Origin of the sequence: Asaia sp. VD9, from assembly GCF_037150015.1 — a bacterium.
In the GTDB taxonomy this organism is placed as follows: Bacteria; Pseudomonadota; Alphaproteobacteria; order Acetobacterales; family Acetobacteraceae; genus Asaia.
Genome location: NZ_JBBCQM010000012.1, coordinates 43127 through 58581 on the forward strand (window position 1 = coordinate 43127; position 15455 = coordinate 58581).

Consider the following 15455-nt stretch of genomic DNA (forward strand, 5'->3'; position numbering starts at 1 on the left):
CCATGATCACAGCTTTCCCCTTATTCGAGTCACTTGATTTCCCGACACCCTCACGCGAGACGCTCGGCCAGGCCTATGATGCTGTCGGCGCCGCACTGGATGAGGGCGACCTGCCCCGCGCGCTGAACCTGTTTGATGCCCAAAGACGCGCCTACGAATCCTGGTCCGCCCTTGTGGAGCTGCGTTTTGCCCAGGATACGCGCAATGCCGCCTTCGTGGCTGCCCGCGACTATGCTGACACGCTCACGCCCTTCGCCACAGGGCTCGAGACCGACATCAAGAAGCGTGTCCTCTCGCTGCGTGAGCAGGCCGCCCAGCATCTCGACGCCCATGTGCTCGCCCTATGGGAAGCGGATATCACCACCTTCGATGAGCGCATCGAACCCATGCTGGCGGAAGAGGCACGGCTGAGTGCCGAATACACGACCCTTCTGGCAGCGGCGGAAATTCCGTTCCGGGGCGAGCGTCATAATCTTTCCGGGCTGGAGCCGTTCCAGCAGGCTGCGGATCGCACCACGCGCCATGAGGCCGAGGCAGCGCGCTGGGTATTTTATGCTGAAAATGGCGAGGCGCTTGATCGGATTTTCGATGATCTTGTGCGCCTGCGTACCGAAATGGCGAAGGCGCTCGGATTCGATACCTATATCGAACTCGGATATCGCCGTATGCGTCGCACCGACTACACCGCGCAGGATGTCGCGCGCTATCGAGAGCGTATTGTCACTCATGTCACGCCGCTGGTTCAGGCGCTCCTGCAGCGTCGCCAGCTCGAAATGGGTTGGGACAGCCTGAAGGCGTGGGATGAAGCCCTTGTAGACCCCAAGGGCAATCCGGGAACGGCAGGCGATTACGACCTCATGATCGTCCGAGCGCGTGAGATGTTTGCCAATCTCGATGAAACCGGGGAGATGGCAGCTTTCTTCTCGGCCATGGTCGATCAACATTATGTCGATCTGAAAAATCGCGCCGGCAAGGCTGGCGGTGGGTTCTGTACCTCTTTCTCCACCGAAGGAACGCCCTTCATCTTCGCCAATTTCAACGGGACCCATGGCGATATCGGCGTATTCACCCATGAGATGGGCCATGCTTTTCAGAACTGGAAGAGCCGCACTCAACCCGTCATTGATATGCTCTGGCCCACCATGGAGGGGGCCGAGATCCATTCCATGGGACTTGAGTTCCTGACCTGGCCGGAAATCGATCTGCTGGTGGAGGAAGGGGCAGGGGAGCGATATCGCCGCCTGCATCTGATCGAGAGCCTGTGCTTCCTGCCCTACGGCGCCTGTGTGGATCACTTCCAGCACGAAATCTATGCCAGGCCAGGCATGAGCCCCGAGGAACGTCACGCGACATGGCTGCGTCTTGAGAAGCTTTACATGCCATGGCGTGACTGGGGTGATCTCGCTTATCCGGCCAGGGGTGGACGCTGGCAGGCGCAGCGCCATATCTATGGCTCGCCGTTTTACTATATCGATTACACGCTGGCGCTCTGCGTCGCGCTACAGCTCTGGCTGATCGCGCAGGTGGATCCGTCACGCGCTATGGATCTCTATCGTGGCCTTTGCGAGGCGGGGGGGAGCCAGGCGTTCTGTTCGCTGGTGCGCTCGGCCGGGTTGATCGTCCCCTTCGAGGAAGACGCACTGGCGGAGATCGTGCACGAAGCCGAACAGATGCTCATGATGTAACGGGTATGGAACAGGCGCTCCCCTCTGGACAGAGGGGAGCAGGGGGCGTCAGCCGCGGCGGTTCCACTTGTCCAGCAGGTCGAGAACGGCCTGGGGCGACATGGCGCGCGCGTTGCCCAGCGTGTTGGCGCCGTCGGCATTGAGCAATGTGCGACCCGGCGTCACGATCAGCACGGTCGGGACCTCGTGGATAGTGACGCCATATTGCTTGGCGATATCCAGATTCTTGTCGATGCGGCCGACATTGACCGGCACGACTACGAACTGGGATTCAAGCCATTGAGCGACTTCCGGCTGCTCGAAGACACCGGCAAGCATCCGGCAGTCAGGGCACCAGTTTCCGCCGAAATCGATCAGTACCTTGCGCTTGGTGCGCGCAGCCGTGGCGAACGCCTCCTCCACTTGTGTCTTTGCAAGGGCGATATCAGGGTAGACATCCTTGGCGGGAGTGATCTGGACCCCCTTATCAAGGACCGGCGGCGCAGGCGGACCCTGTTCGGCCAGAGCACTGGTGCTGGAGAGACCGATGGCGACAGGAGTCAGAGCGGACAGGCCCAGAACAAGAGATGTCAGGACGCCGAGTTTGCGAGTCAGCACGTGTGCGGGCCTTTCTGGTCGGGATTGTCCGGGTCGGGATGAGCGCTGGAAGACGAGACGCCCCCGAAATCCCGGGGAGTTGAAATTATGACAGAGTATGAAATGTTCTGTCGGACGTTTAAATACAAGAGAGCAGGAAAAACGCGATGACACAGCGTGAGGCGGGCGAAAGAAACGTGGGAGAGGTGTCGATTACCTCAACCCTGCTGCGCACCATCGGCCTGGTGGGGCTGACGCTCGTGCTGGCCTGCATGATTCGCTTCGTGCCGTTCCTGAGCCATGCAGTGCAGTGGGTGGCGGGTACCGATGCATGGCAGGCGCTCTATGCGCTGTTTGGCATCGATAGCAGCCTTGGGCGCGAGCAGCTCATTCTTGTCGGCATCATGCTCAGCTGCTTCGTTGTTGCGCTCGGGGTGCAGGCCCTGATCGTGTTCGTTTCGGAGAGGCTCCGCTCGTCACGGCGCGCGGGGCGTTGAACGATCCAGACGTGGCATGAGCACGGCGAGTCCGGTCAGGCCCAGCCATGAGAGCATGACAACCGTGCCGCCGTAAGGAGCCAGAAAACCGACATCCGGCCCTTCGAGTGCCTTGAGGGCGACAGGAACGACGAAGAGTAGCGTTCCAATGGCCATTGGCCAGGCAACGAACCGGAACATGGCGCGTCCGGTGGCGCAGAGCGCCAGAAGAGCGAGACCATGCCACATGAGCATCTCGACGCCATGGGCAAGCATGGCTCTGCCCCCGGGGATAAACCTGCTGTCGGGGAGATGGGCGCCGAGTGCGGCGAGCATGACAGAAGCACAGCCGCACAGGCCGCAGAAACCCAAAATCAGACGTTGCCAACTGGACATGGGCGGGACACTCTCTTTCTTGTCAGGGGCCGGAATCTGTTTCGGCACCTTACTCCGTACCCCGTCGATGCAAAGAAAAATGAGGTTGGAACGATGAGACATGGTTTGTGGACAATGGCAGCAATGCTCTCCCTTTGCGCCTGTACCCCGGCCTATCCGCGTTTGCCGCCCTTGCCTGACAAGGCTCCCCCTTTCACGACGGCTGATGCCGCGTTTCTTCAGCAGGCGAATGAGCACGATCTGACCCAGATCGCGTTGGGCAAGCTCACGATCGATCATGCGCGCTCATCCGAGATCAAGGAGAACGGTCAGGCCCTTGTGAAGGATTACGATGCCCATCGCACAGCGCTCTCGACCCTGGCGAGTAAACACGATCTAACCCTGACATCTACTCTGGTGGCGGATGATCAGGCGAAACTGGATCATTTGTCCAAATTACACGGCAGGGCATTCGACCGCGCCTATATGAGTGCCGTTCGCGATGAGTCCCAATCTTCGGGAACGGCCATCGCCTCGGTCTTCACCACGACCAAGGACAGCGATGTGAAGGCTTCGGCAACAGAAATGCAGAAGCTCGATCAGCGTTACATCTCGTCTGCCTATAGCTGGCTGCCACAACTCGCTACCCGCAAACACAAGAAGACCGCCCAGCAGTGAAGACGCTCTTTCGCAGGCACCCCGTTCCAGATGACTTGAGCGCGCGTCGCTTCAGCGTGATCTCAGATCATGTCCGGTGTTTGCGCCCGTGAGTGTACGCCTCGACCGCATCGTCACCCGAGGGGGCGATGCGGGCAAGACCTCACTGGGAGACGGGCGCAGGGTGCGCAAGGACGATCCTCTGATCCAGGCAATGGGATCGGTGGATGAGCTCAATGCAGTACTGGGCCTCTTGCGTCTGCATTGTTCGCATCACGCCACGCTTGCGGCCATACAGAACACGCTGTTCGATTTGGGCGCTGTTTTATGCATGCCGGAGCGCGATGGCGGCGAGGCATTTCTGCAAAGTGAATGCGTGGTACTCGAGGAGGCTGTCGAGATGCTGCGTCGCGATCAGGCGCCCTTGCGCAGCTTTATCCTGCCTGGTGGTTCGGTGGGAGCGAGCTGGGCGCATATGGCCCGCGTTGTGGCAAGGCGCGTCGAGCGTGATCTGGTTGCGCTCGATGAGGCGCGGCTGGGTGGGATGCTGCGTTATATGAACCGTCTGAGCGATTACTTCTTTGTACTCGCGCGCCATGAGAACGATCGCGGTGAGACGGATATTCTCTGGGAGCCGACCCAAACTCTCGGATAAGCCTGATGGGGGAGGATATCTGCTGGGAGAGCCAAGCCGTAAGATAAGACCTTATCGGTACTCTCAGGGGTGACATCACAAATATTTGTGATAAGACGGCAACTCGCTGCATCGTCTGCCGCTATTCCCAAAATGGCTTCTGTCGCTCGTCATTTCTGGTCTGTCGGAGATTTCAGGCAGTGTAGTACTTCCATAATATGAGAAGTCACCCTCAGGGATTGATCCTATTTTTACGTCCTGAAACGTAGGTGACATAAAGTAAATATGGCGGATGGATATTGTAGTCGTGACGATCGTTCCTCGTGACAAAGGGAACGATCTGGTATACGAACGCTGCTCAAGGCGCCCATCCTCGACAGAGTAAGATAAGAGCGTTTCTGGCGAAATAGACCAGAGCATCAGTTGGCAACAAATATCATCAGACAAATTTGGGCGAAATGAAGTGAGTATAGACTCCGATTTTTTGAATAAAGATCAAAGTCCCGATACAGAGATTAATGAAGATTCGTTGCGTCTGGCTCTGGAGCGGCTAGGCGCGAAAGGCAACAGGCGTCAGGCTCCCCTGACGCACAAGAAATCTCCCCCTGACCAGAGACGTCGGCGTTTCGTCCAGGAAGGGCAGGTTGTCGTCGAGCATCACCAGTCCTCCCGTACGGCCCAGCGCCTGACCTCTCCGCAATCGGATGAGCAGGGTGAAGAGATCAGCCGTTTGCGCAATCTGCTCAAGATCGAGCAGCGACGTGCGGAAGACACGCAACGCGAATTGAGCGATGCGAATGTTCAGATGCGCACACTTGAGACCCATCTCGTGCACGAGAAACTGCATGTGACAGAACTCAAGACGAAATGTGCGGAAATCGAGCAGGCTCTTCTCGAGGCTCAGGTCCAACTGTCTCGCCTGCGTGAGGAAGCAGCATCGCAGAAGCGTACGGTGGAGCGTGATGTGATCGCTGCCGAGGCGCCGGTGGTAAAAAAGAGAGGGCCAGGACGCCCCCCTCTGGCACGCAAGCCGGAAACGCGGACAGATGACCAGGAACCCGTGCGGTGGTGGAAAGACTGACCCTGTTGCGCCGGTATCGGGCAGGGGCGGTATGGACCGTCCGCCCGGTCGCCGCAGAGCACTGTTGAATCAGACTTCTGGCACGCGTTTACGGCGCGCCAAGACCTCTGGGCGATCGCTTTTCATCCCGGTCGTGTGAGCGGCAAGGAGACGCCCTGTTCTCAGATCGGCCCGCTCGCTCTGCGCAATTCCCGAACAAACCACACCAGACACAGCGCGAAAGCACAGGCACCTAGGCTGCCCGCCAAGGCGCTGCTCACGGGCAGTGCCAGAATATCGCCATGGCCGGTCATCCCGCTGAGCACGGCAATCACCACACCTACCAGGCTCTCGCCGACAATGAATCCCGATGCGATCATGGTTCCGGTGCTGTCATCGCCATGGGATTGCGGATGCGCCACACGGTCGAAGAGGCGCCCGATTATCGCGCCGATGGCGATGGTGACCGAGACGTCCGCCGGCAGATAGATTCCCATGCCGACGGCCAGTGGGGGCAGTGCGAGATTTCTGATTTTGAGGAGTCGATCAATAGCGATGAGGGCGACGCCAATCGCGGCTCCTGTCAGGATCATGGTCCAGTCGAGATTATGCAGCAAAATGCCATGAGCGATGTCGACCATCAACGCGGGCTGAGGGGCGGCCAGCGCCCGTGACGGGTCCATATCAGGGCGTGGCAGTGTCCCGACAAAGCCATAAGCCTGGTAGAGTACATTCAGAACAGGCGGGATCACGAGGGCTCCGACGACGCACCCAATCAGCAGGACGATTTCCTGTTTCCAGGGTGAGGCCCCGACCAACTGACCTGTCTTGAGGTCCTGAAGATTGTCGTTCGAGATGGCAGCGGAACCTGTCAGCGCGGTCAGAACGAAAAGCACATACGCAATGGCAATATGCTGCTCATGGGCGGTCATCGCATTTGGAACCAGGTGGAGTGCTTCCAAACCCAGCAGGGCCATGCATAACGCTACTACGCTGATGATCGAGATACCGGAGATCGGCGAGGAGGAAGACCCGATGATCCCCGCCATATAGCCACAGGCACTCGCAACCAGGAATCCGATGAAGAGACAGGCGGCGAGACCAAGCGCCAGCATGACCATAAACAGCGTGTCGTGGCCGGTTACGGGCCAGAGGAACAGCGAGAAGAGGAGGCCGAGCCCCAGGATGATTGCGCAAAGCAGGCCGTTCATGACGCGTGGGGGCAGATCGCGATCGGTCTCCTCCAACGCTTCCCGATGGGTCTGGGAAAAGGCCTCACGCAAGCCGCGTGTTACAGGGCCCAGCAGTGAGAATACCGTCCAGCACGCGGCGACCGCGATCGTGCCAGCGCCCATGAATCGGACCTTGTGTACCCAGAGACCCGTGGCGAAGCTTGCGTCATCCAGCCCTGCGGGATGCGGTATGGTTGCACTCAGCCAGGGTACGGCGATGCCCCACCCGAGAATGACGCCCCCCAGCATGGCAAGCCCGCCGGTCAGCCCGACGAGATAGCCCGTCCCGACCAGCGCGAGGGAATAGGCCCCCTGCAGGCGAAAAATGGAAGGGCCGAGCGCAAAACTCGCGCTCCAACCCTCGCGGATGACGCGCAATCCGGTGCTCAGAAACGTCAGGGCAGCAGCAATGGCACTGCCGCGTATCAGGGCATTGAGCGCCTGCTGGTTACCTTCGGGGGAGGCGACGCGCAGGATCTCGGCGCAGGCGACCCCCTCGGGATAGGGGAGAGCGCTGTGGGTGACCAGCGCGCGCCTGAGCGGGATGGTAAAGAGAACGCCCGTTGCTCCGCCAAGCAGCGTGATGGAAAAACTCTGCCAGAACGGAAAGCCGCTCCAGAATCCGATCATGACCAGCCCCGGTATGGTCGCGAAAACGCAACTCAGCGTGCCTGCCGCCGAGGCCTGGGTCTGCACCAGATTGTTTTCCAGAATGGTGCTGCCCCCCAGCGCACGCAGTACCGCCATCGAAATGACGGTTGCCGGAATGGAGGACGCGAAGGTGAGGCCGATCTTGAGGCCCAGATAGACATTGGAGGCAGTGAAGATGACGGTAATCAGGGCGCCGAGAATGAGCCCCCGAATGGTTAATTCCCGCGTCGCCTGATTCATGCCGTTTCTCTGTCTCGATAGCGTAAGGAACAGGTCCTACGACGAAGCGGTTAGAAACGAAAGACGAAGTTGGACTGGTAATAGCTCCCGCTCTTGCCTCCTGCCGCACGCAGCCCGTCCGAGCCGATGAAACGCGCCCCATATTGGGTCCATGTCAGATGGCGATTGAGCTGCAGCGTCAGTGACGCCTGGGGCACGACCCCGACAAAGCCACCACGCAAGTTCGTGAAACTATAGGCACCTGATGGGCCATAGATCGCGTCATTCGTCGACTCTCGCCAGAAAAACGGTGCCTTGAACTGGAGGCTGAGCCAGTTGCGGGGAGTGAGGCGGATGACGGGCGAGAGACTGACCAGATTACTGGGGGCGATATAGGTTGTGGTATCCAGATAATTCGTCTGTGGGTTGAACGGGGCAATATAGGTGCCAACCGATCCGCTGTTCCGGCGCGAGGAGCCACCCGAATACAGATCTGCCTGAACGCCGAGAAACGGATGGAGAGGGGAGGGCGTATGACGATAGCCCGCAATCGCGTTGAAAGCATAAGCCGAGACGTCGCGGTTCTGACCGGTACGGTTCAGCTCGAAACTCCCCCCTTGATACAGGCCACCCACTGAGAATTCGAAAGAGGGCGCTCCGCCATACCAGCGAAAGCCGTAGTTCTGACGCGCCGTCGTTCCGGCCAGTGTGGTACGGTTATAGGGGAGGGCGGCCGAGCTGCCCGCTACGCGAAAAGCGATCAGGAATACGTCAAGGAAGGACGAGACGCGCTCTGCCCCCAGCGAGAAGGAGGGCGGCGCCCAGGTCAGATCCAGCCCATGCAGACGCGTGCTCCAGTCCACACGGTCATGAAACATCTTGTTGAAATTGATATTCGTCCCGACGAAGTCATAGACATCGACGCGTAGTCGCGGCCAGACCGCGTAGCCGCGCACGCCGTTCCAGGCGAGGGGGATATTCGGCGTTTCGCGATTGTACAGAATATAGGAAGGCGCATCGAGGAATTGCTGCCTGCCGATCATCACCCCTGTTTTGGCCCCGGCCAGCTTCGACCGGAGCTCGATAAAACCCTGCTGCAGATCGAGTCGCTTGCGGAACGTCCCGTTATAGCCAAACCCGCCCCAGCCCGCGGCATCGCCATTCACCAACTGGCCGAAAAACCGCACATGCTCGCCCAGATGAAGATCAGCACCATAGAGATTGCGTACGGCGAAGCGGCCGGAGCCGGCGGGGCCACGCGTCCCCAGAAAAGGAGCTTCTTCCGACCAGTTACGCAGCCGGGTTTCGCCGGAGAGGGTGAGCCACCAATGGCCATCGCGCGTGAGCGGGATGAATTTCAAAGGGTCGAACAGATCGTCATGACGGCGTTTGTCGCGGAGGAACGACCAGTCTTCGGCCCAGGGCGCCACGCCATAGCGCCCGATCGGGCCGAAGCCGGCCGATTCACCGTTTCCCCGGGTGAAGACCCCCCAATCGCCCTGGGTGCCATGGGGAGGCTTGTTCTGGAGAGGGGTGACGCGCCGGGGCTGTCCGACCGGTCCGGCATGAGGAAAGTTCTGGATTTCCGGACGTGCCGTACCGTTCACGGTCACATGCTCTTCCGCTGCGGTCGGGTCGATCAGGCCGGGTTTGCCGGTTGTTGGCCGTACGATCCCGGGGGTGTCGGTCGAGACGCCCTGCGCGGTATCTGTCGCGCCTTGCGCTGCACAAGGGGCCACGCCTGCGAGCAGAATGAAGGCGGGCAGGACGTGGGATGAGCGCATGTGGAGTGTTCCGGAGACGAAAGGTTCCCCAGACTAGCAGAATAAAACAATATGACAACGTGTTTCTATATAAACACGTTCATATATAGTGATTTAGTTCGTGTGTAGCGTGAACTTGGCCGGGCGCAAATGGGTCTGGTTGTAATCGAGCTGCTCATGGCTCAGCTGGAAGCCGACCTTGAGCGCGTAATTCGTCTGCTGCAGGTCAGGCGATGCAGGGACATCGATCAGGCGCACCGGGGTACGGAGCGATACGGTGGACTGGTTTCCCGCGAAGGATACCGGCACTTCGAACTCCTTCTTGTCGATGATCTTCCCGTCACGAAGCACCGCGACGAAATAGGGCAGCACGATATCCTGGCCGCTCGAAGCCGGGCCACGTTCGACCGTAATCCCGAGGCTGAGTTTGGTGCGGACTATCTTCTTGGGTCCCGCCTCGCAATTGCCCGTGAGCCCGCTCATGCCGGCATGGGTCACGAGGCTGCCAGCATCCAGGCCCTTGCCATCGTATTGATAGAAGTCCGCGGCCTGGCTGAGGATCTCGACAGGAGGGCAGATAGGCGCAAAGGCGCTCTCGTCATCCTGATTACAGGCTGTCAGGCCGATGCCCGTGCCCATGAGGGCAAGGAGGGGAAGGAACTGGCGGGCGGATCTGGTCATCAACAAGGCTCTTTGTCTATTCACCGGTGCGCAAACCAGGCACGGTATGGTAAGAAGGTGACACGACGCAGAATGAACATGCAATCGCGGGCTTGCATACTGGCAAGGGGTTGCGTAGCTCCCATATGCGAGCCCATATCGCGACACGTTGCATCATTCGTCATGCGTGCTGCCTTGGGGCTTGTTCGCATATACCGCCTGCCGTGAGATTGGGGAACACCATGCCCGACACCTTGACCACTTCACGCCCGCAAGAGACCTCGGAGCAGGCGTCCGGGGCACAAACGCTTCGCGTTCTTCTGGCCGGGCCCCGTGGCTTCTGTGCTGGCGTGGACCGGGCCATTCGCGTGGTGGAAGAAGCCATCCGACGCTATGGCGCGCCCGTCTATGTGCGCCACGAGATCGTGCACAACCGCACCGTTGTCGAGAACCTGGAAGAACAGGGCGCGATCTTCGTCGAGGAACTCGATGAGGTTCCTGCCGATGGCCATGTCGTGTTCTCGGCGCATGGTGTGCCCAAATCGGTTCCGGCCGAGGCGCAGCGTCGCAATCTGCTTTACCTGGATGCAACCTGCCCGCTGGTTTCGAAGGTGCATCGCGAGGCCGAACGTCATTTCGCCGGAGGCGGGCCCGACGCGCGCCATATTCTCATGATCGGCCATGCGGGCCATCCGGAAGTGGTCGGCACGATGGGGCAACTGCCCAATGGGGCCGTAACCCTCATCAATGACGCGGAAGAGGCTCGTACGGTCCAGCCGGAAGACCCTTCGCGTCTTGCCTTCATCACCCAGACGACCCTCTCTGTGGATGATACCTCCGAAATCGTTGCGATCCTGCGTGAGCGCTTCCCGCTCATCGAGGGACCGAAGAAGGAAGACATCTGCTACGCCACCACGAACCGTCAGGAAGCGGTCAAGGCCATTGCGCCGGAGAGCGACCTGGTGATCGTGATCGGGTCACCCAATTCCTCGAATTCGCAGCGTCTGCGTGAAGTGGCCGAGCGTTCTGGCGCCAAACGGGCCCTGCTCGTGCCGAAGCTTGCGGCGCTGGACTGGAGCGTGCTCGAAGGCGTTTCCACCGTCGGGATCACGGCTGGTGCCTCGGCCCCGGAATCGCTGGTTCAGGAAATGGTCGATGCGCTTTCGACGCGGTACAAGCTCGCTATTGAAGAGCGTATCGTGAAGAAGGAAAACGTGGCCTTCCGCCTGCCGAGCCCGCTCGGCGAGCCGGTCTGAGGGCTGGCGGCATTTCCATGAACGCTCCGTTCGCCGCCTGATTCCATGGCGGTCTATACAAACATCCCGCCGGAAACGCTCGAATCCTTTCTGGCGGAATACGATCTTGGCCCCCTCAAGCGGGTGGACGGGATTGCCGAAGGTGTCGAGAACACCAATTATCTGATCGAGACCGAGGCCGGTCGCGCCATTCTCACGCTTTACGAGAAGCGGGTACGTGAGGAGGACCTTCCCTGGTTCCTTGGTCTCATGCAGCATCTCGCGCGCCGCGGGCTGAAATGCCCGACACCGGTGATCGCGCGCGACGGTGTCGCCTTGCGCCGGCTGATGGACAGACCTGCTGCGATCACGACGTTCCTTACCGGTCGCCCAATCGAGACAATCACGGCTTCGGCCTGCTTCAGCCTGGGGCAGTCGCTCGCGCGCATGCATCTCCTGGGTGACGGGTTCAGGGCGCATCGCCCGAACAGTCTCGGTCCGGATGCCTGGCGCCCTCTGCTGGAATCCTGCCACGGTGCCGCAGACACGGTGCAGCCCGGTCTGACCACAGAACTCGAGAACGCTATCAGCGAGGTTCTGGCCGCCTGGCCCGCGTCGGGTAGCCTGCCCGTTGGCCAGATTCATGCCGATCTCTTTCCCGATAATGCGTTTTTCGAGCGGGGAAATGTCTCAGGCCTTATCGATTTCTACTTCGCCTGTACTGATCTCTTGGCCTATGACCTCGCCATCTGCCTCAATGCCTGGTGTTTTCCTGATGAGCGCACGCCCGATGCAGCTCTGATGGCGGGGCTGGTGGGGGGATACCAGTCTATCCGCCCACTGGCGGCGGAAGAGAAAGCTGCACTTCCCGCGCTGGTACAAGGAGCGTCCATACGCTTTCTTCTGACCCGCCTCTATGACTGGGTGAACACGCCGGTCGATGCCATCGTCACGCGCAAGGATCCGCTGGCCTATTACCATCGTCTGATAGCATGGCGTGCGGATGCAAGAAGGCTGCTTCATGTCTGAGGAAGCAAAGGTGGAACTGCCCGAGGACGCGCCTGTCGTGGAAATCTGGACTGATGGGGGGTGCAAACCCAATCCGGGACCGGGTGGCTGGGGGGCGCTTTTGTGTTCAAAGGGGCACGAGCGCGAGCTCTCGGGCGGTGAGGGCGAGACCACCAATAATCGCATGGAACTGACGGCTGCCGCCGAGGCTTTGGAAGCGCTCAAGCGCCCCTGCAAAGTGACGCTGCATACTGACAGCGAATATCTGCGCAATGGCATCACGCGCTGGCATACAGGCTGGGTAAGACGCAACTGGCGGAACGCTGCGGGAGATCCGGTAAAGAATCTCGATCTGTGGCAGCGCATCCTGGCGGCGGAAAAACAGCACAAGGTGACCTGGCTCTGGGTGCGTGGTCACAGTGGCGACGTGAATAACGAACGGGTCGATCAGCTCGCGACCGCGGCGCGCCAGGCTCGGGAAAAAACCTGATCCTGCTCCCTGCGGTCGAGATGCTCTTGCGCAGGGAGAGGAGTTCATACGGACAGGCAGATCCGGTGTGCGATATCGGTGGCGTTATCCGCATCCTGCATCAGGCCTAGAAGCTTGAGCTCATCCACATATTGCTCAACCTGGATGCGCAGCGGATGACCCGTCACGGGATGGCTTGCAATCTCGCGCTCCAGCATGCCGTTCGCGTCTTCGGGTGCGTCCTGATCCTTCCGCCAGAGCTGTGCGAGTTCGTCCCTATGGGCAGGAAAGTCATGCTGTGCGTCGCTGAGTGCGGCGGTCAGCGCAGCCGCGAGCCCAGGATCCTGGGTCAGAGCCTTGGTCGCGATACCCAGCGTCAGATCGATTCGTTCGCGTTCCGCACCTGTCATGCTGTCGAGCATGTTCCAGCTGACGCCACGCGTTTGCTGCAGGATACGCCATCCCATCGGGTCGTGGACAGCGACAGCGTCGAGATCGCCTGCACGTAGCGCGTCCGCCATATCATCGGCTGGGATTGCTACCCAGTGGACCGAATCGGTCGGGTGCAGGCCGCGCCGCCTGAGTTGGATACTGACGAAGCGTCGATCAGCACCTTCGAGACTCACGACACCGATCTTCCGGCCCGCCAGATCAGCCACCTTGTGCAGATGCAGGTCGCGCCTTACCAGCAAGCGATAACTGCCCCCCCGAATTCCACAAGCGAGACGGGCGGGAAGTTCGTCGGCATCGTCCTGATAGAGAACCGGCAGCCAGTCCAGCAGGGGGCCAAGGGCGGCATCGGCCCGACCATTTACCACGGCGTCGATGGCGCTGTTGCCTCCGCTCGTCTCGACGATATCCACGGTCAGGTCATAGCGCCCGAAGAGGCCCTGCTGGCAGAGCCAGAGCAGCGGATCATAGTCGGGTTCAGGCCAGGCCAGCCGGATATGGCGCTTCTTTCCGTCTGTCGCGATCTGCTTGCGATGGTGAAAAACATGGCGCGATTGCAAGGCTGTAGCGAGAATGATGCCGCCTGCACCCATGAGGAGAAGACGACGGGAAGGCGCTGCCATCAGAAGAAAAACTCCATATGCAAAAAAAATGACAAAGGGGGGTTTACCCCAGGAAAAGCTTTCGCTAGATAGTGCCTCGCCGGTCCCGAATAGCTCAGTTGGTAGAGCAAGCGACTGTTAATCGCTGGGTCGTAGGTTCGAGTCCTACTTCGGGAGCCAGGCATTTTTCTCCTTCACATCATGGCTCATCCGGTCTGATCGTATCGAGGCGATCCAGCGTCCACAGGCGCGGGAACATCCTGATCCAGAGCCCGGCCACGATCAGCGTGCCGATGCCGCCTGCGACAACCGCAGCCTCTGTGCCGATGGCCGTTGCAAGCATGCCGCTCTCGAACTCCCCCAGCTGATTGCTCGACCCGATGAACAGCATGTTCACGGCCGAAACACGCCCGCGCATGCCGTCGGGCGTGGCGAGCTGGGTGAGCGCTCCGCGCACAACCACGCTCACCACATCGGCCGCACCCAGCACTGCCAGGGAGAGCACAGACAGCGCCAGGGAGTGCGAAACGCCGAACACGATCGTTGCAATGCCGAAAATCCCGACCGAGGCAAACATGATCGGGCCTGCATGCGACTTCAGCGGATAACGTGCCAGAACGAGGGACCCCAGGAGCGCTCCTACGGCAGGAGAGGCCCTGAGAATCCCCAGACCGACAGGGCCGAGATGCAGGATATCATCGGCGTATACGGGAAGCATGGCCGTCGCCCCTCCGAGCAGCACCGCGAAGAGATCGAGTGAGATGGCCCCCAGCAGGTCACGACGCCGACGCAAAAACGCGATGCCGCCAAAAAGCGATTCGAGGCTCATGGGAGAGCGGTTGCCTGCGTAGGGCTTCAGCTTGAGCAGTGAGGTCGAAATGAGCGCGATGCTGAAGCCGCAGGCGCAGGTCAGGTAGCAGAAATCCGCGCCCAGGCCGTAAAGCAGGCCGCCGAGAGACGGCCCGATGATGGAGGCTGTCTGAAACAACGATGCCGAAAGCGCCGCCGCGCGTGGAAACTGGGCGGGTGTGGCGATGGAGGGCAGGAAGGTCTGCTGGCAGGGGCCTTCAAACGAGCGCAGGGCACCAAAACACGCGACCAGCACATAAAGCGCCCAGGGGGCGAGCTGGCCCAACATTGTCGCAATGGCCATGACCACCGCCCCGAAGATCTCGATGGCCTGGCAGATCTGCACGATGCGCTTGCGATTATAGCGGTCGGCCACATGTCCCGAGATGAAAACCAGAGCCAACATGGGCAGAAATTGTGCGAGGCCAATCAGGCCGAGTGCGGTGACGCTGTGGGTGAGTGCGTAGGTCTGCCATGCTACGGCGACCGCCAGTACTTGAGCTGAAAGTGCGGAGAGCGTCCGTCCGGCGAGGAAGGGACGCAACCCGATGATGGCATTCAGCGCATCGGGTTGCGAGGCGGAAGAGGAGGGGGGAGATGAAGGCTCGGGCATCGTCTCTACTATAAGCAGAGCGCCTTCCCCTGCGCCACGGGCTGATCGGATAACAATGAGCAGGACGATACGCCCAAAGAGCGAAATCCCGCCCGCGTGTCGCCTCTGGTATGGGACGGGATGAGTCACCCTTTCGGCGCGGGAAAAACAATGGACCTCGAGACCAAGGTTTCGCGGTCCGACTAGGCTTCAGCCGGTTGGATGATTGCATTTCGTATGGCGCGCAGGCAGGGTCCGCAGG

The 15455-nt window shown here is 60.2% G+C and carries 15 protein-coding genes and 1 tRNA gene; 9 read left to right on the plus strand and 7 right to left on the minus strand.

Going from position 1 to position 15455, the window contains the following annotated elements:
* The first annotated feature begins 2 nt into the window (after positions 1 to 2).
* Positions 3 to 1685, plus strand: coding sequence for a M3 family oligoendopeptidase (locus WFJ47_RS13580; RefSeq protein WP_336763709.1), 1683 nt, complete (start codon positions 3 to 5; stop codon positions 1683 to 1685).
* Positions 1686 to 1733: 48 nt separating this feature from the next.
* Here the strand turns inward: WFJ47_RS13580 and WFJ47_RS13585 are convergent, their stop codons facing one another.
* Complete coding sequence (locus tag WFJ47_RS13585; RefSeq protein WP_336763710.1) at positions 1734 to 2282, minus strand: thioredoxin family protein; 549 nt, start codon at positions 2280 to 2282, stop codon at positions 1734 to 1736.
* Between the two features lie 146 nt (positions 2283 to 2428).
* Here WFJ47_RS13585 and WFJ47_RS13590 point away from each other — a divergent pair, with 146 nt between their 5' ends.
* Positions 2429 to 2758 (plus strand): hypothetical protein, encoded by a 330-nt coding sequence (locus tag WFJ47_RS13590; RefSeq protein WP_127103571.1) that lies wholly within the window; start codon positions 2429 to 2431, stop codon positions 2756 to 2758.
* Here the strand turns inward: WFJ47_RS13590 and WFJ47_RS13595 are convergent.
* Positions 2738 to 3133, minus strand: a complete 396-nt coding sequence (locus WFJ47_RS13595; RefSeq protein WP_336763712.1) for a DUF423 domain-containing protein — start codon at positions 3131 to 3133, stop codon at positions 2738 to 2740. The two genes, WFJ47_RS13590 and WFJ47_RS13595, sit on opposite strands and share 21 nt — an antisense overlap.
* Before the next feature lie 93 nt (positions 3134 to 3226).
* On the opposite strand from WFJ47_RS13595, the gene WFJ47_RS13600 reads away from it, so the two are divergent.
* From WFJ47_RS13600 to WFJ47_RS13610, 3 genes are all read left to right on the plus strand, one after another.
* Positions 3227 to 3790: a DUF4142 domain-containing protein gene (locus WFJ47_RS13600; RefSeq protein WP_336763713.1), complete on the plus strand. Its 564-nt coding sequence runs from the start codon at positions 3227 to 3229 to the stop codon at positions 3788 to 3790.
* Between the two features lie 88 nt (positions 3791 to 3878).
* Entirely contained in the window at positions 3879 to 4424 is a 546-nt protein-coding gene (locus WFJ47_RS13605) for a cob(I)yrinic acid a,c-diamide adenosyltransferase (protein ID WP_336763715.1), read from the plus strand.
* A gap of 508 nt (positions 4425 to 4932) precedes the next feature.
* Positions 4933 to 5484 (plus strand): hypothetical protein, encoded by a 552-nt coding sequence (locus WFJ47_RS13610; RefSeq protein ID WP_336763717.1) that lies wholly within the window; start codon positions 4933 to 4935, stop codon positions 5482 to 5484.
* A gap of 161 nt (positions 5485 to 5645) precedes the next feature.
* Here the strand turns inward: WFJ47_RS13610 and WFJ47_RS13615 are convergent, their stop codons facing one another.
* The 3 genes from WFJ47_RS13615 to WFJ47_RS13625 form a co-directional block, all read right to left on the minus strand.
* Positions 5646 to 7586: an OPT family oligopeptide transporter gene (locus WFJ47_RS13615; RefSeq protein WP_336763719.1), complete on the minus strand. Its 1941-nt coding sequence runs from the start codon at positions 7584 to 7586 to the stop codon at positions 5646 to 5648.
* Positions 7587 to 7636: 50 nt separating this feature from the next.
* Positions 7637 to 9349 carry an alginate export family protein gene (locus tag WFJ47_RS13620; protein ID WP_336763721.1) on the minus strand — a complete coding sequence of 571 codons (1713 nt, stop codon included), beginning with the start codon at positions 9347 to 9349 and terminating at the stop codon, positions 7637 to 7639.
* A 93-nt stretch (positions 9350 to 9442) separates the two neighbouring features.
* On the minus strand, positions 9443 to 10009 hold the full coding sequence (locus WFJ47_RS13625; protein ID WP_127103565.1) for a hypothetical protein: 567 nt from the start codon (positions 10007 to 10009) through the stop codon (positions 9443 to 9445).
* 221 nt (positions 10010 to 10230) lie between these two features.
* On the opposite strand from WFJ47_RS13625, the gene ispH reads away from it, so the two are divergent.
* From ispH to rnhA, 3 genes are read left to right on the plus strand one after another with little or no spacing between them, the layout of a single operon-like run.
* Entirely contained in the window at positions 10231 to 11244 is a 1014-nt protein-coding gene (gene ispH, locus WFJ47_RS13630) for a 4-hydroxy-3-methylbut-2-enyl diphosphate reductase (RefSeq protein ID WP_127103564.1), read from the plus strand.
* A gap of 45 nt (positions 11245 to 11289) precedes the next feature.
* Positions 11290 to 12252: a homoserine kinase gene (gene thrB, locus WFJ47_RS13635; RefSeq protein ID WP_336763724.1), complete on the plus strand. Its 963-nt coding sequence runs from the start codon at positions 11290 to 11292 to the stop codon at positions 12250 to 12252.
* Entirely contained in the window at positions 12245 to 12721 is a 477-nt protein-coding gene (rnhA, locus tag WFJ47_RS13640) for a ribonuclease HI (RefSeq protein ID WP_127103562.1), read from the plus strand. Before thrB ends, rnhA begins: the two co-directional genes overlap by 8 nt.
* A 44-nt stretch (positions 12722 to 12765) precedes the next feature.
* Here rnhA and WFJ47_RS13645 read toward each other — a convergent pair whose 3' ends face one another.
* Entirely contained in the window at positions 12766 to 13773 is a 1008-nt protein-coding gene (locus WFJ47_RS13645) for an ABC transporter substrate-binding protein (RefSeq protein WP_336763726.1), read from the minus strand.
* Positions 13774 to 13856: 83 nt separating this feature from the next.
* Here WFJ47_RS13645 and WFJ47_RS13650 point away from each other — a divergent pair.
* Positions 13857 to 13932, plus strand: a tRNA-Asn gene (locus WFJ47_RS13650).
* A gap of 19 nt (positions 13933 to 13951) precedes the next feature.
* Here WFJ47_RS13650 and WFJ47_RS13655 read toward each other — a convergent pair.
* A complete protein-coding gene (locus WFJ47_RS13655; protein WP_336763728.1) occupies positions 13952 to 15214 on the minus strand; it encodes an MFS transporter in 1263 nt (420 codons plus the stop codon).
* Positions 15215 to 15455: the final 241 nt, after the last annotated feature.

Coding starts and splice junctions, on each gene's coding strand:
- ispH (WP_127103564.1), top strand. CDS start 10,231: ATGCCCGACACCTTGACCACTTCACGCCCGCAAGAGACCTCGGAGCAG.
- WFJ47_RS13615 (WP_336763719.1), bottom strand. CDS start 7,586: ATGAATCAGGCGACGCGGGAATTAACCATTCGGGGGCTCATTCTCGGC.
- WFJ47_RS13595 (WP_336763712.1), bottom strand. CDS start 3,133: ATGTCCAGTTGGCAACGTCTGATTTTGGGTTTCTGCGGCCTGTGCGGC.
- rnhA (WP_127103562.1), top strand. CDS start 12,245: ATGTCTGAGGAAGCAAAGGTGGAACTGCCCGAGGACGCGCCTGTCGTG.
- thrB (WP_336763724.1), top strand. CDS start 11,290: ATGGCGGTCTATACAAACATCCCGCCGGAAACGCTCGAATCCTTTCTG.
- WFJ47_RS13600 (WP_336763713.1), top strand. CDS start 3,227: ATGAGACATGGTTTGTGGACAATGGCAGCAATGCTCTCCCTTTGCGCC.
- WFJ47_RS13645 (WP_336763726.1), bottom strand. CDS start 13,773: ATGGCAGCGCCTTCCCGTCGTCTTCTCCTCATGGGTGCAGGCGGCATC.
- WFJ47_RS13590 (WP_127103571.1), top strand. CDS start 2,429: ATGACACAGCGTGAGGCGGGCGAAAGAAACGTGGGAGAGGTGTCGATT.
- WFJ47_RS13580 (WP_336763709.1), top strand. CDS start 3: ATGATCACAGCTTTCCCCTTATTCGAGTCACTTGATTTCCCGACACCC.
- WFJ47_RS13655 (WP_336763728.1), bottom strand. CDS start 15,214: ATGCCCGAGCCTTCATCTCCCCCCTCCTCTTCCGCCTCGCAACCCGAT.
- WFJ47_RS13625 (WP_127103565.1), bottom strand. CDS start 10,009: ATGACCAGATCCGCCCGCCAGTTCCTTCCCCTCCTTGCCCTCATGGGC.
- WFJ47_RS13620 (WP_336763721.1), bottom strand. CDS start 9,349: ATGCGCTCATCCCACGTCCTGCCCGCCTTCATTCTGCTCGCAGGCGTG.